Genomic DNA, 23,550 nt, shown 5'->3' with positions numbered 1-23,550 from the left:
CGCGTCTTATCTGGCCTACAACAATTACATGGCAGAATAATATGCTTTCACCTGCTCCCAGTCCGCTTTGGGGATCGGCTCCAGATATTTCTCCAACTGGCGGAAGTCATGATGAATAGCCTTATGGCGACGCAGACGACGGCGACTTTTCTCCAGATCAAGAAAACCTGCTTCTGCCTTACCTTCTGTTTTCACATAGATATGGCGAACATAACAGCAACCATGCTGACGATTAACGCTATGCATCTTTTTAAATGCCAGCGCCACCGCTTTCAACATTGCTTGCCGTACATCGTCGGAATAAGGCGTTACTGCGTGTTGTGAATACCAGTCAGCAATGCTGACAAACCCCGCCATATCTTCAGTCACCAGCAACGCGCGCCATTCACCCTCAATTTTCACCGCTTCACCAAAAACGATGTTCGGCACAATTACACCGGCGCGCTTCAGATCTTTTATTACAGCTATCTCCCGAACAATCGTCGGACGCCCAAACGGATAGCGGATAGAATAAAACAAGTGGTGAGTCATGCGCTTCACATACAACTTTTTGCCGTTGTGCTCGACGCATTGCACCCCGCTCATACCGTTGCGGCGGTAATTCGGCTCCTCAACCCAGTCACCTTCTGTAGCCCACCAATGATTGAACTCATCGTGTTTTGCTGAAACTGCCATACCCTGTCGCCTGTCTTTATTATTAACGACAATGACTATAGGTGTTTACCTTAAGAAAAACTTAATAAAAAGTGTTTCTTAATGGATTTCTTTTGCCGGGAACAAGTCATCCCGCTCTAAAGAACAGCAAGTAAGGATAACCAACAGACTTTATGAAGAATTAAATATGTCCGCTATTTTACTATGACGTAGATGAGGCTTTGAATGAAGAGATATACCGGATGGCACTTACGTGCCATCCGACACTGAACTTACTCTTTATTGAGGAATTTTACTGCCTTATCCGGGAAGTCCGTAAACAGCCCATTAACACCTGCTTTGTTATACAGGGCGTCATACAGTTGATTCACATCGGTCGTATATGCCGGCAGTTTATCCGACCGCACGGTATAAGGATGCACTACCAGCTTATTCTGCTGTGCATCTTTCACCATTCCAGTAAGTTTAATATTGCCCGGCTGCGATGTCTCATCAATGACCATATGGTAATCGGGGCCAATGCCGTCAGCATATTCTGCCACCTGCTTCATGGCGCCCGGCTTAAACATCCAGTCATAGCTGTAATTTACCCAGGTTCCGTCCGGCTGTTTCTGCTGAGTTTCATTCCAGTCAGTATAAGCAATCAACTGAACCAGATTGAGATCCATGCCCATTTTCGGTTCCAGCTCATTTTTAATGCGTTTCAGCTCATCAGCATCAAAGCATTGCAAATAAACTTTGTCCCCTTTGCTGGTGTAACCATATTTTTTCAGCACTTCCAGCGTTTTTGCCGCTATATCTTTCCCTTCCTGGTGATGGAACCACGGCGCTTTAATCTCCGGGTAGATGCCGATGTTTTTCCCGGTCGAATGGTTTAACCCCTGAACAAATTCAATCTCTTCTTCGAAAGTATGCACCCGGAAGTCAGATTTACCCATTGGGAAACGCCCCGGATAAGTCTGCACTTTCTTACCGTTTTCAATATCGAAGCCTTCGGTAAATTTCAGTGATTTAATTTCATCCAGCGTGAAATCTATCGCGTAGTAACGACCGTCTTTGCGTGCCCTGTCCGGGAAACGATCGGCGACATCAGTAACGCGATCAAGATAGTGGTCATGCAGGACGACCAGATGGTCGTCTTTGGTCATTACCAAATCCTGTTCCAGATAATCCGCTCCCTGCGCATATGCCATCGCTTTTGCTGGCAGCGTATGCTCCGGCAAATAACCACTGGCGCCGCGATGGGCTATTACAATTTTCTCGCTGTTGTCTGCCGCCATTGCACTGCTTCCCATGATCATTCCACTCATCATGATCGCAATGCTAAGGTTTTTCAGCGTCAATTTCATGCCATTAGCCTCCGTTGCGTTTTTGCTGTAATTCCTGATGGCGACGTTTTTCGCCAATCATCACGACAATTAACAAGATAACTGCCAGAATGCTGCCGCCAATCATTACCATAAAGCCGCCATCCCAGCCGAAGAAATCCACGGTGTAGCCAACAATCGCACTCGCCGCTACAGAACCGCCAAGATAACCAAACAGTCCGGTAAAGCCTGCCGCCGTACCTGCCGCTTTTTTCGGTGCCAGTTCCAGCGCGTGCAGACCGATCAGCATGACAGGGCCATAAATCAGGAAGCCGATGACAATCATACAAATCATATCTACGGTCGGGTTGCCCGCCGGGTTCATCCAGTAAACGATAGTGGCAATGGTCACCAGAGTCATAAAGAAGACGCCGGTTGCGCCACGGTTACCACGGAAGACTTTATCCGACATCCAGCCGCACAAAAGGGTGCCCGGAATGCCCGCGTACTCATAAAGGAAGTAGGCCCAGGAAGATTTATCCAGCGCGAAGTGTTTCACCTCTTTCAGGTAGGTTGGCGACCAGTCGAGGATGCCGTAGCGCAGCAGGTAAACGAACACGTTAGCGATAGCGATATACCACAGCAGTTTGTTCGGCAGCACGTACTGCATGAAAATCTGCTTCGCGGTCAGCTCCTGTTCCGCTTTTTCGTTATAGTCGTCCGGATAGTCATTTTTGTACTCTTCGATCGGCGGCAGACCACAGGATTGCGGGGTATCGCGCATCATGGCAAAAGCGAAAAGCGCCACCAGAATGGCACAGAAAGCCGGCATATAAAGCGCCGCGTGCCAGTCATTGAACCAGGCCATCCCCAGCAAGAACAACAGCGGCGGAATACCACCACCAACGTTATGCGCACAGTTCCACACCGACACAATGCCGCCACGTTCTTTCTGTGACCACCAGTGCACCATGGTACGACCACACGGCGGCCATCCCATCCCCTGGAACCAGCCGCAGAGGAACAACAGCACGAACATCACCGCAATACTGGAAGTCGCCCACGGCACAAATCCCATAAACAGCATCACTGCCGCAGCAAGAATCAAACCAGCTGGCAGGAAAACGCGCGGATTCGAGCGATCCGATACCGAGCCCATGATGAATTTCGAAAATCCATAGGCGATTGAGATCCCTGAAAGCGCAAAACCTAAATCACCACGCGAGAATCCCTGCTCCACCAGGTAAGGCATAGCAAGAGCAAAGTTCTTACGAACCAGATAGTAAGCAGCATAACCAAAGAATATCCCCAGGAAAATTTGCCAGCGTAATCGACGATAGGTCGGGTCGATCTCCGCAGCAGGTAAGCGCGCTTTGTGTGGCGCCGGTTTAAAAATACTCAACATTTATAGCCTCCGTGGCCCATGGTCTTATTTATGATTAACAGCCTGATTCAGTAGAAGAACCTGCCGTTTTTTGAGTTGCCGCGATGTTAAGAAAACATTCATAAATTAAATGTGAATTACCGCACACATTATTAAACACAATGATTGAAATGTTCTGAAAGACGCATGAAATCACGTTTCACTTTCGAATTATGAGCGAATATGCGCGAAATCAAACAATTCATGTTTTTACTATGGCTAAATGGTAAAAAACGAACTTCAGAGGGATAACAATGAAAACTCGCGACTCGCAATCAAGTGACGTGATTATCATTGGCGGCGGCGCAACGGGAGCCGGGATTGCCCGCGACTGTGCCCTACGCGGGCTGCGCGTGATTTTGGTTGAGCGCCATGACATCGCCACAGGCGCGACCGGGCGTAACCACGGTCTGCTGCACAGCGGCGCGCGCTATGCGGTAACCGATGCGGAATCGGCCCGCGAATGTATTAGTGAAAACAAGATATTAAAACGCATTGCGCGTCATTGTGTTGAGCCGACCAACGGCCTGTTTATCACCCTGCCAGAAGATGACCTCTCCTTTCAAACCACTTTTATTCGCGCTTGCGAAGAAGCAGGAATAAGCGCAGAAGCCATCGATCCGCAGCAAGCGCGCATTATCGAACCTTCCGTTAACCCGGCATTGATAGGTGCAGTGAAAGTCCCGGATGGCACCGTTGATCCATTTCGTTTGACCGCAGCAAATATGCTCGATGCGAAAGAACACGGTGCAGTTATCCTCACCGCCCACGAAGTCACTGGCCTGATTCGTGAAGGCGCGACGGTATGTGGCGTTCGTGTGCGTAACCATCTCACCGGCGAAACCCAGGCACTTCATGCACCTGTGGTGGTTAATGCCGCCGGGATCTGGGGACAACATATTGCCGAGTATGCCGATCTACGCATTCTCATGTTCCCGGCGAAAGGATCGCTGCTGATCATGGATCACCGCATTAATCAGCATGTGATCAACCGCTGCCGTAAACCTTCTGATGCCGATATTCTGGTTCCCGGCGATACCATTTCGCTGATTGGAACCACCTCTTTACGTATTGATTACAATGAGATCGACGACAACAGAGTGACGGCAGAAGAAGTGGATATTCTGCTGCGTGAAGGGGAAAAACTGGCTCCGGTGATGGCGAAAACGCGTATTCTGCGAGCCTACTCTGGCGTGCGCCCGTTGGTTGCCAGCGATGATGACCCGAGTGGACGTAACGTCAGTCGCGGCATCGTGCTGCTCGACCACGCCGAACGCGATGGTCTTGACGGATTTATCACCATCACCGGCGGCAAACTGATGACCTATCGTCTGATGGCGGAATGGGCCACCGACGCGGTATGCCGCAAGCTTGGCAACTCGCGCCCCTGTACCACTGCCAACACGCCACTGCCTGGTTCACAGGAACCCGCTGAAGTTACCTTACGCAAAGTGATCTCCCTGCCCGCCCCGCTGCGCGGTTCCGCAGTTTACCGTCACGGCGATCGCACGCCTGCCTGGCTGAGTGAAGGTCGCCTGCATCGAAGCCTGGTGTGCGAATGTGAAGCCGTCACGGCGGGAGAAATACAGTACGCAGTAGAAAATTTAAACGTTAACAGTCTGTTAGATTTGCGCCGTCGTACCCGTGTGGGAATGGGCACCTGCCAGGGCGAACTCTGCGCCTGCCGCGCTGCCGGGCTGCTGCAACGCTTTAATGTCACCACCTCTGCGCAATCTATTGAGCAACTTTCCACCTTCCTGAACGAACGCTGGAAAGGCGTGCAACCTGTTGCCTGGGGCGATGCGCTGCGCGAAAGCGAATTTACCCGCTGGGTTTATCAGGGACTGTGTGGTCTGGAGAAGGAGCAGAAAGATGCGATTTGATACTGTCATTATGGGCGGCGGTCTTGCCGGATTACTCTGCGGTCTGCAACTGCAAAAACACGGCCTGCGCTGTGCGATTGTCACTCGTGGTCAAAGCGCGCTGCATTTTTCGTCCGGATCGCTGGATTTACTGAGCCATCTGCCTGACGGTCAAACGGTGACAGACATTCACGACGGCCTGGAATCTTTGTGCCATCAAGCTCCTGCCCATCCTTACAGTGTTCTCGGCTCACAGCGCGTACTCGATCTCGCTTGCAGGGCGCAGGCATTGATCGCTGAAAGCGGTGCGCAATTGCAGGGTAGCGTTGAACTGGCTCACCAGCGAGTTACACCGCTCGGCACTCTGCGCTCAACCTGGCTAAGCTCGCCAGAAGTCCCCGTCTGGCCGTTGCCAGCGAAGAAAATATGTGTGGTGGGTATCAGCGGGCTGATGGATTTTCAGGCGCATCTTGCGGCAGCTTCGTTACGTGAATTGGATCTTTCGGTTGAAACCGCAGAAATTGAACTGCCGGAACTGGATGTGCTACGTAATAACGCCACCGAGTTCCGCGCGGTAAATATTGCCCGTTTCCTTGATAACGAAGAAAACTGGCCACTGTTGCTTGATGCGCTTATCCCTGTCGCCAACACTTGTGAAATGATCCTGATGCCAGCCTGCTTCGGCCTGGCTGATGACAAACTCTGGCGCTGGCTGAACGAACAATTGCCCTGTTCATTAATGTTACTGCCGACACTGCCACCTTCCGTGCTGGGCATTCGTCTGCAAAATCAGCTTCAACGTCAGTTCGTGCGCCAGGGCGGTGTATGGATGCCGGGCGATGAAGTGAAAAAAGTGACCTGTAAAAATGGCGTGGTGAATGAAATCTGGACCCGTAATCACGCCGACATCCCGCTGCGTCCACGTTTCGCGGTTCTCGCCAGCGGCAGCTTCTTTAGCGGCGGACTGGTTGCGGAACGCAACGGCATTCGCGAGCCGATTCTCGGCCTTGATGTGCTGCAAACCGCCACGCGGGGTGAGTGGTATCGAAGTGATTTTTTTGCGGCGCAACCATGGCAGCAGTTCGGTGTAACCACTGATGAGGCGCTACGCCCATCGCAGGCAGGCCAGACGGTAGAAAACTTGTTTGCCATCGGATCGGTGCTGGGCGGATATGATCCTATCGCTCAGGGATGCGGCGGCGGCGTTTGTGCTGTCAGTGCATTACATGCTGCTCAACAGATTGCCCAACGCGCAGGAGGCCAACAATGAACGATACCAGCTTCGAAAATTGCATTAAGTGCACCGTCTGTACCACCGCCTGCCCGGTAAGCCGGGTGAATCCGGGCTATCCGGGGCCAAAACAGGCCGGGCCGGATGGCGAGCGTCTGCGTCTGAAAGATGGCGCCCTGTATGACGAGGCGCTGAAATATTGCATTAACTGCAAACGTTGCGAAGTCGCCTGCCCGTCCGATGTGAAGATTGGCGATATCATCCAGCGCGCGCGGGCGAAATATGACACCTCACGCCCGTCGCTGCGCAATTTCGTTTTGAGTCATACTGACCTGATGGGTAGCGTTTCCACGCCGTTCGCGCCTATCGTCAACACCGCTACCTCGCTGAAACCAGTGCGACAACTGCTTGATGCGGCGTTAAAAATTGACCATCGCCGCACGCTGCCGAAATACTCCTTCGGCACTTTCCGTCGCTGGTATCGCAGTGTGGCTGCGCAGCAGGCGCAATATAAAGACCAGGTGGCCTTTTTCCACGGCTGCTTCGTTAACTACAACCATCCGCAGTTAGGCAAGGATTTAATTAAAGTGCTCAACGCGATGGGCACCGGCGTACAACTGCTCAGCAAAGAGAAATGCTGCGGTGTGCCACTCATCGCCAACGGTTTTACCGATAAAGCGCGTAAACAGGCAATCACTAACGTGGAAACGATCCGCGAAGCTGTGGGGGGAAAAGGTATTCCGGTGATTGCCACCTCCTCTACCTGTACGTTTGCCTTGCGCGACGAGTACCCGGAAGTGCTGAATGTCGACAACAAAGGCTTGCGCGATCATATCGAACTGGCAACCCGCTGGCTGTGGCGCAAGCTGGACGAAGGCAAAACCTTGCCGCTGAAATCACTGCCGCTAAAAGTGGTCTATCACACCCCGTGCCATATGGAAAAAATGGGCTGGACGCTCTACACCCTGGAACTTTTACGTAAGATCCCAGGGCTTGAGCTAACAGTGCTGGATTCCCAGTGCTGCGGTATTGCGGGTACTTACGGTTTCAAAAAAGAGAACTACCCCACCTCACAAGCCATCGGTGCACCGCTGTTCCGCCAGATAGAAGAGAGCGGCGCGGATCTGGTGGTTACCGACTGCGAAACCTGCAAATGGCAGATTGAGATGTCCACAAGTCTTCGCTGCGAACATCCGATTACGCTGCTGGCTCAGGCGCTGGTTTAAACTCCCTTCTGATGCCCGGTAAGCGCATTGCTTATCGGGCATTTTTGCGTGCGCGATTCCGTACCCAATGTATGCGTTTCATCACAATGAAAATTCCTCTGAAAACGTCTCGCAAAGACTGAAACTGGCAGATGTCAAAGGCCTGGGATAACCGTAATGTCGCGTCATCATAAATATCAGGTGACGGACAACCATGACTGAATCAACAACCTCCTCCCCGCATGATGCGGTATTTAAAACCTTTATGTTCTCACCCGATACCGCACGGGATTTTCTGGAAATACATCTACCGGAACCGTTACGTAAGCTGTGTAATCTGCATACGTTAAGGCTGGAACCCACAAGTTTTATTGAAAAAAGCTTACGCGCTTACTACTCGGATGTTTTGTGGTCGGTAGAAACCAGCGAAGGTGACGGCTATATCTACTGCGTAATTGAACATCAAAGTTCTGCGGAAAAGAATATGGCCTTTCGGCTGATGCGCTATGCCACCGCCGCCATGCAGCGTCACCTGGATAAAGGTTATGACAAAGTCCCGCTGGTAGTGCCATTGCTGTTTTATCATGGCGAAACCTCGCCCTACCCGTATTCTCTCAACTGGCTGGATGAATTTAACGATCCGCAACTTGCCCGGCAGTTGTACACCGAAGCTTTTCCGTTGGTGGATATCACCATCGTACCTGACGATGAGATCATGCAACATCGGCGTATAGCCCTGCTGGAACTTATTCAAAAACATATTCGCGACCGCGATTTAATCGGCATGGTCGACAGGATCACCACGCTTTTGGTTAGAGGCTTCACTAATGACAGCCAATTGCAAACACTGTTTAATTATCTCCTGCAATGTGGCGATACCTCCCGTTTCACCCGCTTTATTCAGGAGATTGCCGAACGTTCACCACTACAAAAGGAGAGATTGATGACTATTGCTGAACGGCTACGGCAGGAAGGACATCAAATTGGCTGGCAGGAGGGTAAGATTGAAGGCTGGCAAGAAGGTAAATTAGAAGGCTTGCAAGAAGGTAAATTAGAAGGTTTGCAGGAAGGTAAATTAAAAGGTTTGCAGGAAGGCATGCATGAACAAGCCATTAAAATCGCCTTACGAATGCTGGAACAAGGCTTTGAACGTGAGATTGTGCTGGCGACAACCCAACTCACTGATGCTGATATTCCACCGAACTGTCATTAAAAGGAGAGATTAATGACCATTGCTGAACGGCTACGGCAGGAAGGACACCAAATTGGCTGGCAGGAAGATAAATTGGAAGGTTTGCACGAACAAGCCATTAAAATCGCCTTACGAATGCTGGAACAAGGTTTTGAACGTGAGATTGTGCTGGCAACAACCCAGCTAACCGATGCCAATCTCGCCCCATTAAGCCTGCAATGAACGCGACAACGTGCCGGGTAAAAGACTTCTCCCCGGCACGCCCTCTTTCACGCCCCCTGTGGCGACAGTGTCAACGACTCCACAACCTCAATCCAGCCATGCTCGCTGGCAATATCCAGGCCGTTTAGCCAGCGGCGCAGCATATTAAGCGCCATCATTGCGCACACCTCCTGACGGATAGCCTGGCTGTAGCGCGTGGTGCTGAAATGTACTCGCAGGGCGAAAGTGCCGTCTGGCGTAGCCAGCGCAAAGTTGAGATGCTCATCTTCCAGACCAGAAACCGCCAGCGCCAGCCCGGCGAAATGGTTAGCTCGGCGTTCCGTTATCCAGTGCGCAGTTTGCGCCAGGGTTTCTTCCTGTGAAGGAACCACTTCACACGCCAGTAATGGCGCCCCCGCGCGAGAAAGTTGCAAAGCCAGCAAGCCACCGGTGAATTGCTCGCTCAACGTCAGACTGAACTGGCGGCTTTGCAGTTCGCGGCTGATTTGCGCTGGCAGCCCTTCGGTGCCTTCGAAAATCATGCTCTGCCCGGCAACACGTTTAACATCCAGCCACAGTTTTTCCATCGCCTGTTGCTCGCTTGCCGGTCCGGTGAGTTTCAGTTCAATAATCGGCATGGAGGAGCGATAGCCCATCGTCACACCTGGCGGTAGTTGCAACGCATCCAGGCTTTGCGCCAGATCGCTTTCTGAACGACCAAAAGTGGTCAGCCGCAGACAAACCGGCGGTTGCGGCAAAGAAAAACGCTCACGCAGGCGCGGCAGGATTTCGTGCTCGACCATCACTTTAAATTCCGACGGCACGCCTGGGGTAAAGAACATCAGGCAACGGTTAAGTTGCACAGCAAAACCACAGGCCGTACCAACCGGATTATTGATAAATTCTGCACTGGCAGGCAGCTCCGCCTGTTTGCGGTTGCTCGGCGCCATTACGCGACCACGTTCGCGGAAATAGCGTTCCATCTCTTCGAGCCAGGCTTCATGAAGAACCAGGCTTTCACCTTTGGCGGTCGCTGCGGCGAGTGCGCTTAAATCATCACTGGTCGGCCCCAGTCCGCCATTGACGATCAGCACATCGGCGTGCTGGCTACGTTCGCGAAGAATGGTCACTAAATCCTCAAGGTTATCGCCCACTGTATTGCGGCGAGATAATGGCAACCCCTGATGAAAGAAAAAATCCGCCAGCCAGGCAGCGTTAGTGTCAACGATTTGCCCGTGTAACACTTCATCCCCGGTGGATAACATTTCCACTTTTAACATGGTTATCTCCTGCTTTTGTTATCGAATCACTATAACGCAAAGGGAGATAAGGCGTAGTAAGAAACTGAATGGCGCGGCAGAACGCCGCGCCGGAAGGCATCAGAAGCTGGCGCTAACCCCAACATACGGGCCGTCAGCCACCGCGTTGTCGCGATTGCCGTCTTTAGCCGACAGGCTCAGGTAGCGGTAGCCCGCCTCAATGCTGATCGGGCGCATGATGGTGTAACGCGCGCCAGCATTCGCTTCTTCATAACTTTTAATACCGCTGGAGAGCGAATCCGGAGAGTAGTAATACTCGCCAAACAGACGGAAGCTATCGCCAATTTGCCACTGCAAGCCACCGCCTACCGCTGCGGCATAGCCTTCATCGCCGTCGTTCGGGTTGGTGTAAACGCCTTTACCGCCCACAGTTGCCATTAACGGTCCCAGCGGCAGATTCAATCCCAGGCCAACGCCCGCGACATCACCGTCGTCATCGTTATGTGTCCAGTTACCGCTTAATGCCAGACCGGTCGATTCAGTACCGAAACCGACGCCAATATTGGTATATTCTTTTCCCGCCTGACCGCTAATGCTTATCGCATTTGCCGATGCAGAAACCAATAGCATTCCAGCCAGAACTGGCAGTGCAAATTTTTTCATTTTTACCTTTTCCCGCAAGAAGATAATTAAAAGTCCCCAAAGCTGCGGGATTGTACTGCCTGACACAGAGGATTCAATGCGTGAAAAAAGCGATCTGCTAACTTATTGTAACTAAATACTTCTTTAATAATTAAGTGCAGAAAAAGTAGCCACCAAAAATTGATTGCCAGAAAAATAATCATCGCGGTTATCGTCGCAAAAAAGGCCAATGCCGCTTTCACGAGTTGATCCATTGCCGTATTCTTTTGTTTTATTTTCAGTGATAAGGAATATTCCCATGCGGCAACGGACTATAGTTTGTCCCTTAATTCAAAATGATGGTGCTTATCTGCTGTGTAAAATGGCCGACGATCGCGGCGTTTTCCCCGGACAATGGGCGCTGTCTGGCGGCGGCGTAGAACCCGGTGAGCGCATTGAAGAAGCATTACGTCGTGAAATCAGAGAAGAGCTGGGCGAGCAACTGATTCTTACTGACATCACGCCATGGACTTTCAGTGATGACATCCGCATCAAGACGTATGCAGATGGTCGCAAGGAAGAGATTTATATGATTTACCTGATCTTTGACTGCGTCTCTGCCAACCGTGAAGTGAAAATTAACGAAGAGTTTCAGGAATACGCATGGGTAAAACCTGAAGATCTTGCTCACTATGATTTGAATGTCGCCACTCAGAAAACGTTACGTTTGAAAGGTCTGATGTAACAGTAATGACAGCCATTATTGGCTGTCATATTAACAAATCACCGATTAACAAACCCACCATCCAGTAAAACGTTGCCATTTTCAACATGCATTACCAGCCCATCCAGATAATCTGGTTTAAATGTCACGTTTCGTTTATCTTTAGCGATATAGGTCAGACAATGGTTATGGGTGAAAATAACGATATTTTTATCTGGCGCTTTACTTTGCAACTCCTTAATTGTGTTATAAATCTCATTTCTACATTGTAGAAAACGTTTATCTACCGTCAGTTTTTTTCCAGCAGAAAACCAGGTCGCTGATTGAATAGTCCGAACGGTATTACTGGAATAAAGATCGAAATCAGGGATGTCCGCGCTAAAAGCTTTGCCCAGTTCACGGGCATTCTGAGCACCTTTCACCGTAATGCCCGTTTTGTCTGACAAGCATTGATTAGAGGAGCGATCGCAGCGTTCCGCATGGCGAAACAGAACCACAACCGGGTGCTGCTGCGCTAATCTGGCCAGCGTTTTATTGTCGATACGCGGCAAACCATTACTGCTCCAGGCAGCATGTGTACCCAGCCCCGCAATCGCCCCAAGCACCAGTAAAATGTAGATATATTTTTTAGACTTCAACGAAGTCCGACAAAAAGCTAACACTTAAGCTCCACCTATAGACAAGCGTAGCCAGCTAAATGACCGCGAAAACAAACGACATTTTCACTGGTAAATAGTGGCTGGGATAGTATTAAAACATTACGATGCACGCAAAATGCCTTAAATCTTGTCAAATTAAAAGCCTGAATAAGATACAAAAACAAAAAAAATAATATTTAAGCCTTATATTCATTCCTTAAGGTTAAATTAATGTTCTGACCTTAGAATTTCATTCCAAATGGCAAAATACAAATAACATTCCCTATGAAAAATATTAGCAAATAGCGGGGAAAGGTATTCAATGGCCGAAGGAAAAACGATGTCAGACTTTTTACCTTTTTCGCGTCCGGCAATAAGCGCGGAAGAACTCGCTGCAGTTCAAGAGGTTTTCGAATCCGGTTGGATAACCACTGGTCCGAAGAATCAGGCACTGGAAGCGGCCTTTTGCCAGTTGACAGGAAATCAACATGCCATCGCAGTCAGCTCGGCCACTGCAGGAATGCATATCACACTGATGGCGCTGGGGATTGGCGCTGATGATGAAGTCATCACGCCCTCCATGACCTGGGTTTCAACCCTCAATATGATCTCCCTGTTGGGCGCAAAGCCGGTGATGGTGGACGTTGATCGCGATACGCTGATGATCACGCCTGAAGCGATCGAAGCGGCCATTACGCCCTACACCAAAGCGATTATCCCGGTGCATTATGCCGGAGCGCCAGCAGATATTGACGCCATTCGCGCCATTGCTGAACGCCACGGTATCGCGGTCATTGAAGATGCCGCCCACGCCGTCGGTACGTATTACAAAGGTCAGCATACTGGTGCAAAGGGCACCGCTATTTTTTCGTTCCACGCCATCAAAAATATTACCTGCGCGGAAGGCGGCCTGATTGTTACCGATAATGAAAACCTCGCCCGCCAGTTACGCATGTTGAAATTTCATGGTCTGGGTGTCGATGCATATGACAGGCAAACCTGGGGACGCGCGCCGCAGGCTGAAGTATTAACGCCGGGCTATAAGTACAATCTGACCGATATTAACGCTGCGATAGCTCTGACGCAGTTGAATAAATTAGAGCAACTAAATACTCGCCGTCGCGACATTGCCCTGCAATATCAGCAAGCACTGGCAGCTCTCCCCTTTCAGCCATTAAGCCTTCCCGCCTGGCCGCACGTTCACGCCTGGCATCTGTTTATCATACGTGTTGATGAACAACGTTGTGGTATCAGCCGCGATGCTCTGATGGAAGCGTTAAAAGAAAGAGGCATTGGAACCGGGTTACATTTCCGCGCCGCCCACACGCAAAAATATTATCGCAAGCGTTTTCCCACGCTGTCGTTGCCGAATACGGAATGGAATAGCGAACGCATCTGTTCGTTGCCGCTTTTCCCGGATATGACCACCGCCGATGCCGACCGCGTCATCACTGCCCTTCAGCAACTCGCAGGACAATAAGCCATGTTTGAAATCCACCCTGTTAAGAAAGTCTCGGTGGTTATTCCCGTTTATAACGAGCAGGAAAGCTTACCGGAATTAATCAGGCGCACCACCACAGCCTGTGAATCGCTGGGCAAAGAGTATGAGATCCTGCTGATTGATGACGGCAGCAACGACAACTCCGCACAAATGCTGGTCGATGCCTCACAAGCGGAGGGCAGCCATATTGTGTCTATTTTGCTTAATCGCAATTACGGACAACATTCGGCAATTATGGCGGGATTCAGTCACGTTACCGGCGACTTAATCATTACTCTTGATGCCGATCTCCAGAATCCACCAGAAGAAATCCCCCATCTGGTGGAAAAAGCCGATGAAGGTTACGACGTGGTAGGGACTGTGCGCCAGAACCGCCAGGATAGCTGGTTTCGTAAATCCGCCTCGAAGATGATTAACCGGTTGATCCAGCGCACCACCGGCAAAGCGATGGGCGACTACGGCTGTATGTTACGCGCCTATCGCCGCCATATTATCGATGCCATGCTGCACTGCCATGAACGCAGCACCTTTATCCCGATTCTGGCGAATATCTTTGCCCGCCGCGCCATTGAAATTCCAGTGCATCATGCCGAGCGTGAATTTGGTGAATCCAAATACAGCTTTATGCGCCTGATTAATTTGATGTACGACCTGGTGACCTGCCTTACCACTACGCCGCTACGTATGCTGAGCCTGCTCGGCAGCATTATTGCGATTGGAGGTTTTAGCATTGCGGTGCTGCTGGTGATTTTACGCCTGACCTTCGGACCACAATGGGCGGCAGAAGGCGTCTTTATGCTATTTGCCGTGCTGTTTACTTTTATTGGCGCTCAGTTTATCGGCATGGGATTACTCGGTGAATATATCGGCAGGATCTACACCGATGTCCGCGCCCGCCCCCGCTATTTTGTTCAGCAAGTTATCCGTCCATCCAGCAAGGAAAATGAATAATGAAAACCGTCGTTTTTGCCTACCACGATATGGGATGCCTCGGTATTGAAGCTCTGCTGGCTGCCGGTTACGAAATTAGCGCCATTTTTACCCATACTGATAATCCCGGTGAAAAAGCCTTTTATGGTTCGGTGGCTCGTCTGGCGGCGGAAAGAGGCATTCCGGTTTATGCGCCGGATAACGTTAATCATCCGCTGTGGGTGGAACGCATTGCCAAACTATCACCAGATGTGATTTTCTCTTTTTATTATCGCCATCTTATTTGCGACGAAATTTTGCAGCTCGCTCCCGCAGGTGCATTTAATCTGCATGGTTCGCTGTTACCAAAATATCGTGGTCGCGCGCCGCTGAACTGGGTGCTGGTGAACGGTGAAACGGAAACGGGCGTTACATTGCACCGAATGGTGAAACGTGCCGATGCCGGGGCCATTGTGGCGCAACTGCGCGTTACCATTGCGCCAGACGATATTGCCATTACGCTACATCATAAATTGTGCCACGCCGCGCGTCAGTTGCTGGAGCAGACATTACCCGCGATTAAACACGGTAATATTCTGGAAATCGCCCAACGTGAGAACGAAGCCACCTGTTTTGGTCGCAGAACACCGGAGGACAGCCGCCTGGAATGGCATAAACCGGCTTGTGTACTCCACAACATGGTGCGTGCCGTTGCCGATCCCTGGCCTGGCGCCTTTAGTTATGTTGGCAATCAGAAATTTACAGTCTGGTCGTCCCGCGTACATTCTCTTACTACTGCCGCACAACCGGGCAGCGTGATTTCTGTTGCACCGCTGTTGATTGCCTGTGGTTATGGCACGCTGGAAATCGTCACCGGACAGGCAGGCGACGGCATTACCATGCAAGGCTCACAATTAGCGCAAACGCTGGGGCTGGTGCAAGGTTCTCGATTAAATAGCCAATCAACCTGCGCTGCCCGACGCCGTACCCGGGTACTCATCCTTGGCGTTAATGGCTTTATTGGCAACCATCTGACAGAACGCCTGCTGCGCGAAGATCATTATGAAGTTTACGGTCTGGATATCGGCAGCGACGCCATTAGTCGTTTCCTTAATCATCCGCATTTTCACTTTGTCGAAGGCGATATCAGTATTCATTCCGAATGGCTTGAGTATCACGTCAAAAAATGTGATGTCGTCTTGCCGCTGGTGGCGATAGCCACACCGATTGAATATACCCGCAACCCACTGCGCGTATTTGAACTCGATTTTGAAGAGAATCTGCGCATTATCCGTTATTGCGTGAAGTACCGTAAGCGAATCATCTTCCCATCGACTTCAGAAGTTTATGGGATGTGTAGTGATAAATACTTCGATGAAGACCATTCTAATTTGATCGTCGGCCCGGTGAATAAACCGCGCTGGATTTATTCGGTTTCAAAACAATTACTTGATCGGGTTATCTGGGCGTATGGCGAAAAAGAGGGTTTACAGTTCACCCTCTTCCGCCCGTTTAACTGGATGGGGCCACGGCTGGATAACCTTAATGCGGCACGAATCGGCAGCTCGCGCGCAATTACCCAACTCATTCTTAATCTGGTGGAAGGCTCACCAATTAAGCTGATTGATGGCGGAAAACAAAAACGCTGCTTTACTGATATTCGCGATGGTATCGAGGCGTTATACCGCATTATCGAAAATGCGGGAAATCGCTGCGACGGCGAAATTATCAACATTGGCAATCCTGATAACGAAGCGAGCATTGAGGAACTGGGCGAGATGCTGCTGGCGAGCTTCGAAAAACATCCACTGCGCCATCACTTCCCACCGTTTGCAGGCTTTCGCGTGGTAGAAAGTAGCAGTTACTACGGCAAAGGATATCAGGACGTGGCACATCGCAAACCGAGCATCCGCAATGCTCGCCGCTGCCTGGGCTGGGAACCGAAAATTGATATGCAGGAAACCATCGACGAAACACTAGATTTCTTCCTGCGCACTGTCGATCTTGCGGAAAAATCATCATGACCAAAGTGGGCTTACGCATTGATGTCGACACCTTTCGTGGCACCCGTGAAGGCGTGCCGCGTCTGCTGGAAATCTTGAGTAAGCATAATATTCAGGCCAGCATTTTTTTCAGCGTTGGCCCGGACAATATGGGCCGCCATCTCTGGCGGCTGGTGAGGCCACAGTTTTTGTGGAAGATGCTGCGCTCAAACGCGGCATCGCTTTATGGCTGGGATATTTTACTGGCAGGTACGGCATGGCCAGGTAAAGAGATTGGTCATGCTAACGCCGATATCATTCGTGAAGCGGCTAAACACCACGAAGTCGGCCTGCACGCCTGGGATCACTATGCCTGGCAAGCCCATAGCGGTCACTGGGATCGGCAAACAATGGTCGACGATATCGCACACGGCCTTCGCACTCTGGAAGAGATTATCGGCCAACCGGTAACCTGCTCCGCTGCCGCTGGCTGGCGTGCCGACCAGCAGGTGATCGAAGCAAAAGAAGCGTTCCATTTGCGCTACAACAGCGATTGTCGTGGGGCGATGCCGTTTCGTCCATTGCTCGAATCAGGAAAGCCCGGCATTGCGCAAATCCCGGTGACCTTACCCACCTGGGATGAAGTGATTGGTCGGAATGTGAAAGCAGAAGATTTCAACGGCTGGCTGCTCAACCGCATCCTGCGAGATAAAGGCACGCCGGTTTATACCATTCATGCAGAAGTTGAAGGCTGTGCTTATCAGCATAATTTTGTGGATCTCCTGAAACGCGCAGCTCGTGCAGGTATTATGTTTTGTCCTTTAAGCGACTTGTTATCAGAGAATTTACCGCTCGGTCACGTCGTTCGCGGAAGTATTGCCGGACGTGAAGGCTGGCTGGGTTGCCAACAAGCTGCGGGTAGTCGGTGATGAAATCGGTACGTTACCTTATCGGCCTCTTCGCGTTTATTGTCTGTTATTACGTGTTACCGATCAGCACACGTCTGCTCTGGCAACCTGATGAAACGCGTTATGCGGAAATTAGTCGGGAAATGCTGGCTTCCGGCGACTGGATTGTGCCTCATCTGTTAGGGCTACGTTATTTCGAAAAAACCATTGCCGGATACTGGATTAACAGTATTGGGCAATGGTTATTTGGCGCGAATAACGTTGGTGTGCGGGCTGGTGTTATCTTTGCAACCCTGTTAACCGCCGCGCTGGTGGCCTGGTTTACTCTGCGCTTATGGCGCGATAAGCGTCTGGCACTACTCGCCGCTGTGGTTTATCTCTCGCTGTTTATTGTCTATGCCATCGGCACTTATGCCGTGCTCGATCCATTTATTGCATTCTGGCTGGTGGCAGGGATGTGCAGCTTCTGGCTGGCAATGCAGGCACAAACGAGGAGAGGCAAAAGCGCGGGATTTTTGCTGCTGGGGTTAACCTGTGGCATGGGGGTGATGACCAAAGGTTTCCTCGCCCTCGCCGTGCCGGTATTAAGCGTGCTGCCGTGGGTAGCGACACAAAAACGCTGGAAAGATTTCTTTATTTACGGCTGGCTGGCGGTTATCAGTTGCGTACTAACGGTTCTCCCCTGGGGGCTGGCGATAGCGCAGCGGGAGCCTGATTTCTGGCACTATTTTTTCTGGGTTGAGCATATACAACGCTTTGCGATGGATGATGCCCAGCATAAAGCCCCGATCTGGTACTACTTACCTGTCATCATTGCCGGTAGCCTGCCGTGGCTGGGATTACTCCCCGGCGCACTTTACGCAGGCTGGAAAAATCGCAATCATTCCGCAACCGTCTATTTGTTAAGCTGGATGGTGATGCCGCTGCTGTTTTTCTCCGTCGCCAAAGGCAAATTGCCCACTTATATTCTCTCCTGCTTTGCGCCTTTAGCGATGTTGATGGCGCATTACGCTTTGCAGTCGGCAAAAAATAATCCTCTGGCGCTGCGAATTAATGGCTGGGTTAACATTGCATTTGGCGTCACGGGTATTATTGCCACGTTTGTTGTCTCCCCCTGGGGGCCGATGAATACACCTGTCTGGCAGACTTTCGAGATCTATAAAGTCTTTTGCTCATGGTCTATTTTTTCGCTGTGGGCATTTTTCGGCTGGTACACCTTAACAAACGTGGATAAAACCTGGCCTTTTGCCGCACTTTGCCCGCTGGGGATGGCGTTGCTGGTAGGATTTTCAATTCCTGACAGAGTTATGGAAGGAAAACATCCGCAATTTTTTGTCGAGATGACGCAAGAATCACTTCAGCCGAGCCGCTATATTCTTACTGATAGCGTCGGTGTTGCCGCAGGTCTGGCATGGAGCCTGCAACGCGATGACATCATCATGTATCGTCAGACGGGTGAGTTGAAATACGGCCTTAATTATACGGATGCGCAAGGGAGATTTGTCAGCGGTGATAATTTTTCCAAATGGTTAAATCAGCATCGCCAGGAGGGGATTATTACACTAGTGCTTTCGGTTGACCACGATGAAGACATCAACAGCCTCGCCATTCCACCCGCTGATGCTATCGATCATCAGGGACGTCTGGTGCTCATTCAGTACCGCCCAAAATGATCTGGATGATTTTAGTCTTTGCCAGCCTGCTTAGTGTAGCCGGGCAGTTGTGTCAGAAACAGGCAACCGGCTTTGTGGCAATAAACAAACGGCGCAAACATATCGTACTGTGGCTGGGACTGACGCTGGCTTGTCTTGGCCTTGCGATGGTGCTTTGGCTACTGGTCTTACAGAATGTACCGGTGGGCATTGCCTACCCGATGTTGAGTCTGAATTTTGTCTGGGTGACGCTGGCTGCGGTAAAACTGTGGCACGAGCCGGTATCGATGCGTCACTGGTGCGGGGTGGCATTCATTATTGGCGGCATTGTGATCCTGGGGAGTACCGTATAATGGGTCTGATGTGGGGATTATTCAGCGTCATTATTGCTTCTGCAGCACAATTAAGTCTGGGTTATGCGGCAAGTCATCTGCCGCCGATGACGCATTGGCGGGATTTTATCGCAGCGTTTTTTGCTTTTGATACCGGTGCTCAGATGCTGCTGGTCGGATTGTCTGGTTATCTGATCTCCGTTTTTTGCTGGTATAAAGCGTTACATCAACTGGCACTCAGCAAAGCCTATGCCTTACTGAGTATGAGTTATGTACTGGTATGGATTGCTTCAATGGTACTTCCTGGCTGGGAAGGGACGTTTTCACTGAAGGCACTGCTGGGCGTAACCTGTATTGTGAGCGGATTAATGCTGATTTTCCTGCCCACGACAAAACAACGTTACTGAGTTTTCCCAGCCGATTTACACTGCCGTTCCCACTCATCGGGGCTGTAATTGCTTGCCGAGAGGACTTTCACCGTGTGCAACTTTTCACGATTAATACAGTAAAGCGCATTCTGCAAAGGCGAGAGTAAATCCCCCACTTTCACGGCGAAGTCACTCTTCACTTCAGCGATCATTTTTATTGCACCGGCAGCACCGCAGAGCATAAGAACATGTCTGTTATCTTGTTTATCGCAACATGATTTTTTGACCAGCCATTCCATTGCATTATCCTGTTTGCTAAGAGTTTTCACATTAAGTTACAGATTAACAGATAAACTCTTTATCAACGGCAATGGAATGGCAAAAATGAGATGTGAAACGGATGATCCATTACTGCTGGCGTTGAACCCACTCTTTCAACGCCTGGCGTGAGATCTTAATGCCGCCGTTTTTCAGTTCAGGAGGAAGCGTCAGCCAACGCACCGGTTGCTGAAAACGTGCCAGTTTATCTTTCACCCATTCGCTGAGATCAACGACTTCGCTGTCATACTCCACGACAGCCACCGGGCGATGACCAAACTCCTTGTCTGCAACGGGGACGATAAACACCTGCAAAACCGCAGGATGCGCAGCAATAACCCGCTCCACTTCTTCCGGCTGAATACCTTCGCCACCGCTAAAGAACAGATTATCTAAGCGCCCGACAATAGTCAGTTTACCGTTATGCATCTCGCCGCGATCGCGCGTAGCGTACCAGCCTTCGTCGTTCACCAGCGGCACCAGTTGCCCGTTACGCCAGTAACCTTCGGCCATACTGGCAGCGCGCAACCACACTTCATCGTTAACGATTTTTACTTCCCGACCGGGCAGCGGCGAACCGACGTCCGCCAGACCGTCCGCTTCCTTTGCGCATACCGTGGAGGCGAACTCCGTCAGACCATAACCGCAAAAGCAACGGATGCCCTGCTCGCGCGCCTGTTCCGTCAACTCGACCGGGATCGCCGCGCCGCCAAGCAATACCGCTTTCAGAGAAACTGAACTACGGTTAACCAGCAAACGCCAGAGCTGCGTCGGCACCAGCGAAGCGTGAGTACAACCTGCCAGCATTTGCTCCAGTGGCTGTTTATCGCGTACCGTCATCCGCGCGCCAGCGTAGAACCAGCGCCACATAATTCCCTGACCGGAAACGTGAAATAGCGGCAAAGAGAGCAGCCAGTCATCGTGCTCGCCAAACGGAATCAGCGATAACACACCTTCGGCGCTGGCAAGATGAGCCTGATAAGTATGAACAGCGGCTTTTGGCAACCCGGTAGAACCAGAGGTCAACGTCATTGAGCACAGACGTGTCGGCTGCCACATTGCTGCATATGCGCCCTCTCCAGCCTGAATTTGCAGCGAAGTTAACGCCGAAAAGGTGTTCTCCCCTTCCGGCACCAGCGCAAATTGCAGAGTAAGATTGGGCAGCAACTCCTCAAGCAACGGCTGCGGAAGCTGTGGGTTGACGGGAAGCACCCGCGCACCGCATTGCAGCAACGCCAGCCAGGCGAGCAGCGTTTGCGGTGTATTCCACGCCCGCAGCATCACGCCGCTGCCCTCAACCACGCCCTGCGCCGCAAAGCCCGACGCTAATTCATCGACGCGAGCACAAAGCTCCCGCCAGTTGAGTTGCTCATCATTGAGCCGTAAGGCGATGGCATCTCCCCGCACCTGCCGCCAGTGACGCCACGGCCAGTCAGAGAAGATCATAGCAGCCGCTCCAGTGCATCTGATTCCACTAACGGTAGCGGGCTACCCGGCCAGCGACGAACCTGCTGCGCCTGCATCAGATCCAGCGTGTCCAGCCCCGGAATGGTGTCTGGCGTTAACCAGGCAGCAATCCGCGCCAGTTGCGTTAAGCCTAAGCTAGACTCGATGGAAGAACTGATCACCGCCGTCATCCCCAGCGCGTGCGCCGACTGCACCTGCTCGCGTACTTTTTCCAGGCTGCCAGTGAGTGTGGGTTTGATAACCACCGCGCGCACACCCTCTTCCGCCACAAAGGCAAAATCCGGCTCGCGCAGGCTTTCATCCCAGGCAATGGCAATGCCGGTTTCACGGGCAAAGGCTCGCGAATCATCGCGGGTTTTGCACGGTTCTTCGAGAAAAGCGATGCGGTCGCGATAATCCGGGTTAACGTATTTGGCAAACTGCTGGCTCTTCAGCGGCGTCCAGGCGCGATTCGCGTCAAGACGCAAATGCAGATCCGGAACCGCTTCCAGCAACAGATTCACCACCATGCCGTCGCGCACGGCTTCGTATAATCCCACTTTGACCTTCGCCACTTTCTCACCTGGCATATCGGCAAGTTTGAGGATCAGATCGTCAGGATCGCCGTTACACAGCGGTGCCGCACGGTAATTGGCTGCCTGCGGTAACGTATCGGTAAGCTCTGTCAGCGCGCAGCTCACGCCAAAGGCAACGGAAGGCATTTGCGGTAATTCGCAATCACCTGCCAGCCAGTCATTTACCCAGGCAAGCAGCACACTTTGCGCCTCCTCCCAGGTTTCCTGACTGAAGCCCGGCAGTGGGGAGATCTCTCCCCACCCTTCGCGCTCGCCGTCGCGCAGGCAAACGTACAGCCCATCGCGGGTTTTTAACCGCCTGTCGCGCAGAACCACCCCCGCGTCCATGGGGATCTGCCAGCGGTATACCTGCGCGCTACGCATTACGGATTCCGTTTGAATTTGCTGAAATCAGGCTGACGTTTCTGGTTGAAAGCATTACGACCTTCCTGACCTTCTTCCGTCATGTAGAACAGCATGGTGGCGTTACCCGCCAGCTCTTGCAGCCCCGCCTGACCGTCACAGTCGGCGTTCAGCGCAGCTTTCAGGCAACGCAGCGCCATCGGGCTGTTTTGCAGCATTTCGCGGCACCAGCGGACGGTCTCTTTTTCCAGATCCGCCAGCGGCACCACGGTGTTCACAAGGCCCATGTCCAGCGCCTGTTTTGCGTCGTACTGACGGCACAGGAACCAGATTTCACGCGCTTTTTTCTGCCCGACAATACGCGCCATATAGGAAGCGCCCCAGCCGCCGTCGAAGGAGCCGACTTTCGGGCCAGTCTGACCGAAGATGGCGTTTTCTGCCGCAATGGTCAGATCGCACATCATGTGCAGAACGTGACCGCCGCCGATAGAGTAGCCAGCCACCATCGCAACAACCGGTTTCGGGCAGGTGCGGATCTGACGCTGGAAGTCCAGCACGTTCAGGTGATGTACGCCGGAGTCATCTTTATAGCCGCCGTAATCGCCACGCACTTTCTGATCGCCGCCGGAGCAGAACGCTTTATCGCCTGCGCCAGTCAGAATGATCACGCCGATGTTGTCGTCATAACGCGCATCCGCCAGTGCCTGGATCATCTCTTTTACCGTCAGAGGACGGAAGGCATTGCGCACCTGCGGACGATTAATGGTGATTTTTGCGATACCGTCGGCAGATTTTTCATAACGAATGTCCTCGAAACCTTCGGAACAGTCGTGCCATTCAACCGGTGCGTAAAGCATTGCTTCATCAGGATAAATCATA

23 protein-coding genes and 1 pseudogene are annotated in these 23,550 nt (G+C 51.5%); 13 read left to right on the top strand and 11 right to left on the bottom strand.

Translation table 11 applies throughout. The features are described 5' to 3' along the window. Positions 1–24: 24 nt before the first annotated feature. The 3 genes from inaA to glpT all read right to left on the bottom strand — a co-directional run bounded on the left by inaA (position 25) and on the right by glpT (position 3,366). On the bottom strand, positions 25–675 hold the full coding sequence (gene inaA / locus HEN21_RS02160) for a lipopolysaccharide kinase InaA (RefSeq protein WP_000301023.1): 651 nt from the start codon (positions 673–675) through the stop codon (positions 25–27). A gap of 251 nt (positions 676–926) precedes the next feature. Continuing rightward, positions 927–2,003: a glycerophosphodiester phosphodiesterase gene (gene glpQ, locus HEN21_RS02155; protein WP_176252001.1), complete on the bottom strand. Its 1,077-nt coding sequence runs from the start codon at positions 2,001–2,003 to the stop codon at positions 927–929. A 4-nt stretch (positions 2,004–2,007) separates the two neighbouring features. Beyond that, entirely contained in the window at positions 2,008–3,366 is a 1,359-nt protein-coding gene (gene glpT / locus HEN21_RS02150; RefSeq protein ID WP_000948734.1) for a glycerol-3-phosphate transporter, read from the bottom strand. Positions 3,367–3,638: 272 nt separating this feature from the next. Between glpT and glpA the strand changes: the two genes are divergently transcribed. The 5 genes and pseudogenes from glpA to HEN21_RS02125 all read left to right on the top strand — a co-directional run. After that, the gene (glpA, locus tag HEN21_RS02145; protein ID WP_105286743.1) at positions 3,639–5,267 is read left to right on the top strand and encodes an anaerobic glycerol-3-phosphate dehydrogenase subunit A; all 1,629 of its coding nucleotides are present in this window, start codon (positions 3,639–3,641) and stop codon (positions 5,265–5,267) included. Then, positions 5,257–6,516 (top strand): glycerol-3-phosphate dehydrogenase subunit GlpB, encoded by a 1,260-nt coding sequence (gene glpB / locus HEN21_RS02140; RefSeq protein WP_105286742.1) that lies wholly within the window; start codon positions 5,257–5,259, stop codon positions 6,514–6,516. The genes glpA and glpB overlap by 11 nt, the downstream gene beginning before the upstream one ends. Next, positions 6,513–7,703, top strand: a complete 1,191-nt coding sequence (gene glpC, locus HEN21_RS02135; protein WP_105284952.1) for an anaerobic glycerol-3-phosphate dehydrogenase subunit GlpC — start codon at positions 6,513–6,515, stop codon at positions 7,701–7,703. Before glpB ends, glpC begins: the two co-directional genes overlap by 4 nt. Positions 7,704–7,896: 193 nt before the next feature. Beyond that, a complete protein-coding gene (locus tag HEN21_RS02130) occupies positions 7,897–8,895 on the top strand; it encodes an ISNCY family transposase (protein ID WP_176252002.1) in 999 nt (332 codons plus the stop codon). Beyond that, positions 8,896–9,096 (top strand): annotated as a pseudogene (locus HEN21_RS02125) (hypothetical protein); the annotation flags it as partial. It lies immediately after the preceding gene. A 47-nt stretch (positions 9,097–9,143) separates the two neighbouring features. Here HEN21_RS02125 and HEN21_RS02120 read toward each other — a convergent pair. From HEN21_RS02120 to HEN21_RS02110, 3 genes are all read right to left on the bottom strand, one after another. After that, positions 9,144–10,355 carry a nicotinamide mononucleotide deamidase-related protein YfaY gene (locus HEN21_RS02120; protein ID WP_176252003.1) on the bottom strand — a complete coding sequence of 404 codons (1,212 nt, stop codon included), beginning with the start codon at positions 10,353–10,355 and terminating at the stop codon, positions 9,144–9,146. Between the two features lie 99 nt (positions 10,356–10,454). Continuing rightward, positions 10,455–10,997 (bottom strand): YfaZ family outer membrane protein, encoded by a 543-nt coding sequence (locus HEN21_RS02115; protein ID WP_176252004.1) that lies wholly within the window; start codon positions 10,995–10,997, stop codon positions 10,455–10,457. Positions 10,998–11,023: 26 nt separating this feature from the next. After that, entirely contained in the window at positions 11,024–11,230 is a 207-nt protein-coding gene (locus HEN21_RS02110; protein ID WP_000372571.1) for a hypothetical protein, read from the bottom strand. Between the two features lie 44 nt (positions 11,231–11,274). On the opposite strand from HEN21_RS02110, the gene nudI reads away from it, so the two are divergent. Next, complete coding sequence (gene nudI, locus HEN21_RS02105) at positions 11,275–11,700, top strand: nucleoside triphosphatase NudI (protein WP_001249882.1); 426 nt, start codon at positions 11,275–11,277, stop codon at positions 11,698–11,700. Between the two features lie 38 nt (positions 11,701–11,738). Here the strand turns inward: nudI and ais are convergent, their stop codons facing one another. Next, positions 11,739–12,341, bottom strand: coding sequence for a lipopolysaccharide core heptose(II)-phosphate phosphatase Ais (gene ais / locus HEN21_RS02100; protein WP_000879119.1), 603 nt, complete (start codon positions 12,339–12,341; stop codon positions 11,739–11,741). A 316-nt stretch (positions 12,342–12,657) separates the two neighbouring features. Here ais and arnB point away from each other — a divergent pair, with 316 nt between their 5' ends. The 7 genes from arnB to arnF are packed head-to-tail and all read left to right on the top strand — an operon-like array spanning position 12,658 to position 20,008. Next, positions 12,658–13,797: a UDP-4-amino-4-deoxy-L-arabinose aminotransferase gene (arnB, locus tag HEN21_RS02095; RefSeq protein ID WP_010350641.1), complete on the top strand. Its 1,140-nt coding sequence runs from the start codon at positions 12,658–12,660 to the stop codon at positions 13,795–13,797. A gap of 3 nt (positions 13,798–13,800) precedes the next feature. After that, positions 13,801–14,769, top strand: a complete 969-nt coding sequence (arnC, locus tag HEN21_RS02090) for an undecaprenyl-phosphate 4-deoxy-4-formamido-L-arabinose transferase (RefSeq protein WP_000461645.1) — start codon at positions 13,801–13,803, stop codon at positions 14,767–14,769. After that, positions 14,769–16,751 (top strand): bifunctional UDP-4-amino-4-deoxy-L-arabinose formyltransferase/UDP-glucuronic acid oxidase ArnA, encoded by a 1,983-nt coding sequence (arnA, locus tag HEN21_RS02085; RefSeq protein ID WP_176252005.1) that lies wholly within the window; start codon positions 14,769–14,771, stop codon positions 16,749–16,751. The genes arnC and arnA overlap by 1 nt, the downstream gene beginning before the upstream one ends. Further along, entirely contained in the window at positions 16,748–17,638 is an 891-nt protein-coding gene (arnD, locus tag HEN21_RS02080) for a 4-deoxy-4-formamido-L-arabinose-phosphoundecaprenol deformylase (protein ID WP_000169751.1), read from the top strand. The genes arnA and arnD overlap by 4 nt, the downstream gene beginning before the upstream one ends. Then, positions 17,638–19,290, top strand: a complete 1,653-nt coding sequence (gene arnT / locus HEN21_RS02075) for a lipid IV(A) 4-amino-4-deoxy-L-arabinosyltransferase (RefSeq protein WP_176252006.1) — start codon at positions 17,638–17,640, stop codon at positions 19,288–19,290. The genes arnD and arnT overlap by 1 nt, the downstream gene beginning before the upstream one ends. Further along, positions 19,287–19,622 (top strand): 4-amino-4-deoxy-L-arabinose-phosphoundecaprenol flippase subunit ArnE, encoded by a 336-nt coding sequence (gene arnE / locus HEN21_RS02070; RefSeq protein WP_176252007.1) that lies wholly within the window; start codon positions 19,287–19,289, stop codon positions 19,620–19,622. The genes arnT and arnE overlap by 4 nt, the downstream gene beginning before the upstream one ends. After that, positions 19,622–20,008: a 4-amino-4-deoxy-L-arabinose-phosphoundecaprenol flippase subunit ArnF gene (gene arnF / locus HEN21_RS02065; RefSeq protein ID WP_176252008.1), complete on the top strand. Its 387-nt coding sequence runs from the start codon at positions 19,622–19,624 to the stop codon at positions 20,006–20,008. The genes arnE and arnF overlap by 1 nt, the downstream gene beginning before the upstream one ends. On the opposite strand, the gene pmrD is transcribed toward arnF, so the two are convergent. From pmrD to menB, 4 genes are all read right to left on the bottom strand, one after another. Then, positions 20,002–20,268: a signal transduction protein PmrD gene (gene pmrD / locus HEN21_RS02060; RefSeq protein ID WP_176252009.1), complete on the bottom strand. Its 267-nt coding sequence runs from the start codon at positions 20,266–20,268 to the stop codon at positions 20,002–20,004. The two genes, arnF and pmrD, sit on opposite strands and share 7 nt — an antisense overlap. 109 nt (positions 20,269–20,377) lie before the next feature. Next, the gene (gene menE, locus HEN21_RS02055; protein WP_176252010.1) at positions 20,378–21,733 is read right to left on the bottom strand and encodes an o-succinylbenzoate--CoA ligase; all 1,356 of its coding nucleotides are present in this window, start codon (positions 21,731–21,733) and stop codon (positions 20,378–20,380) included. Next, on the bottom strand, positions 21,730–22,692 hold the full coding sequence (gene menC, locus HEN21_RS02050) for an o-succinylbenzoate synthase (protein WP_176252011.1): 963 nt from the start codon (positions 22,690–22,692) through the stop codon (positions 21,730–21,732). Before menC ends, menE begins: the two co-directional genes overlap by 4 nt. Beyond that, positions 22,692–23,549, bottom strand: a complete 858-nt coding sequence (gene menB / locus HEN21_RS02045) for a 1,4-dihydroxy-2-naphthoyl-CoA synthase (protein WP_000639990.1) — start codon at positions 23,547–23,549, stop codon at positions 22,692–22,694. Before menB ends, menC begins: the two co-directional genes overlap by 1 nt. Between the last annotated feature and the right edge of the window lies 1 nt (position 23,550).

Source organism: Escherichia sp. 93.1518, from assembly GCF_013368915.2.
Classification (GTDB): Bacteria; Pseudomonadota; Gammaproteobacteria; order Enterobacterales; family Enterobacteriaceae; genus Escherichia; species Escherichia ruysiae.
Note: the sequence above shows the minus strand (reverse complement) of the source record. Positions and strands in the feature narration are given on the sequence as shown.

What these genes read in the sequence shown, in the direction of transcription:
- glpC (WP_105284952.1), top strand. Translation starts at nt 6,513, where the DNA reads ATGAACGATACCAGCTTCGAAAATTGCATTAAGTGCACCGTCTGTACC.
- HEN21_RS02120 (WP_176252003.1), bottom strand. Translation starts at nt 10,355, where the DNA reads ATGTTAAAAGTGGAAATGTTATCCACCGGGGATGAAGTGTTACACGGG.
- nudI (WP_001249882.1), top strand. Translation starts at nt 11,275, where the DNA reads ATGCGGCAACGGACTATAGTTTGTCCCTTAATTCAAAATGATGGTGCT.
- arnA (WP_176252005.1), top strand. Translation starts at nt 14,769, where the DNA reads ATGAAAACCGTCGTTTTTGCCTACCACGATATGGGATGCCTCGGTATT.
- glpB (WP_105286742.1), top strand. Translation starts at nt 5,257, where the DNA reads ATGCGATTTGATACTGTCATTATGGGCGGCGGTCTTGCCGGATTACTC.
- arnF (WP_176252008.1), top strand. Translation starts at nt 19,622, where the DNA reads ATGGGTCTGATGTGGGGATTATTCAGCGTCATTATTGCTTCTGCAGCA.
- menE (WP_176252010.1), bottom strand. Translation starts at nt 21,733, where the DNA reads ATGATCTTCTCTGACTGGCCGTGGCGTCACTGGCGGCAGGTGCGGGGA.
- HEN21_RS02110 (WP_000372571.1), bottom strand. Translation starts at nt 11,230, where the DNA reads ATGGATCAACTCGTGAAAGCGGCATTGGCCTTTTTTGCGACGATAACC.
- HEN21_RS02130 (WP_176252002.1), top strand. Translation starts at nt 7,897, where the DNA reads ATGACTGAATCAACAACCTCCTCCCCGCATGATGCGGTATTTAAAACC.
- glpT (WP_000948734.1), bottom strand. Translation starts at nt 3,366, where the DNA reads ATGTTGAGTATTTTTAAACCGGCGCCACACAAAGCGCGCTTACCTGCT.
- glpA (WP_105286743.1), top strand. Translation starts at nt 3,639, where the DNA reads ATGAAAACTCGCGACTCGCAATCAAGTGACGTGATTATCATTGGCGGC.
- arnD (WP_000169751.1), top strand. Translation starts at nt 16,748, where the DNA reads ATGACCAAAGTGGGCTTACGCATTGATGTCGACACCTTTCGTGGCACC.
- pmrD (WP_176252009.1), bottom strand. Translation starts at nt 20,268, where the DNA reads ATGGAATGGCTGGTCAAAAAATCATGTTGCGATAAACAAGATAACAGA.
- inaA (WP_000301023.1), bottom strand. Translation starts at nt 675, where the DNA reads ATGGCAGTTTCAGCAAAACACGATGAGTTCAATCATTGGTGGGCTACA.
- HEN21_RS02115 (WP_176252004.1), bottom strand. Translation starts at nt 10,997, where the DNA reads ATGAAAAAATTTGCACTGCCAGTTCTGGCTGGAATGCTATTGGTTTCT.
- arnC (WP_000461645.1), top strand. Translation starts at nt 13,801, where the DNA reads ATGTTTGAAATCCACCCTGTTAAGAAAGTCTCGGTGGTTATTCCCGTT.
- menB (WP_000639990.1), bottom strand. Translation starts at nt 23,549, where the DNA reads ATGATTTATCCTGATGAAGCAATGCTTTACGCACCGGTTGAATGGCAC.
- menC (WP_176252011.1), bottom strand. Translation starts at nt 22,692, where the DNA reads ATGCGTAGCGCGCAGGTATACCGCTGGCAGATCCCCATGGACGCGGGG.
- arnT (WP_176252006.1), top strand. Translation starts at nt 17,638, where the DNA reads ATGAAATCGGTACGTTACCTTATCGGCCTCTTCGCGTTTATTGTCTGT.
- arnE (WP_176252007.1), top strand. Translation starts at nt 19,287, where the DNA reads ATGATCTGGATGATTTTAGTCTTTGCCAGCCTGCTTAGTGTAGCCGGG.
- arnB (WP_010350641.1), top strand. Translation starts at nt 12,658, where the DNA reads ATGTCAGACTTTTTACCTTTTTCGCGTCCGGCAATAAGCGCGGAAGAA.
- glpQ (WP_176252001.1), bottom strand. Translation starts at nt 2,003, where the DNA reads ATGAAATTGACGCTGAAAAACCTTAGCATTGCGATCATGATGAGTGGA.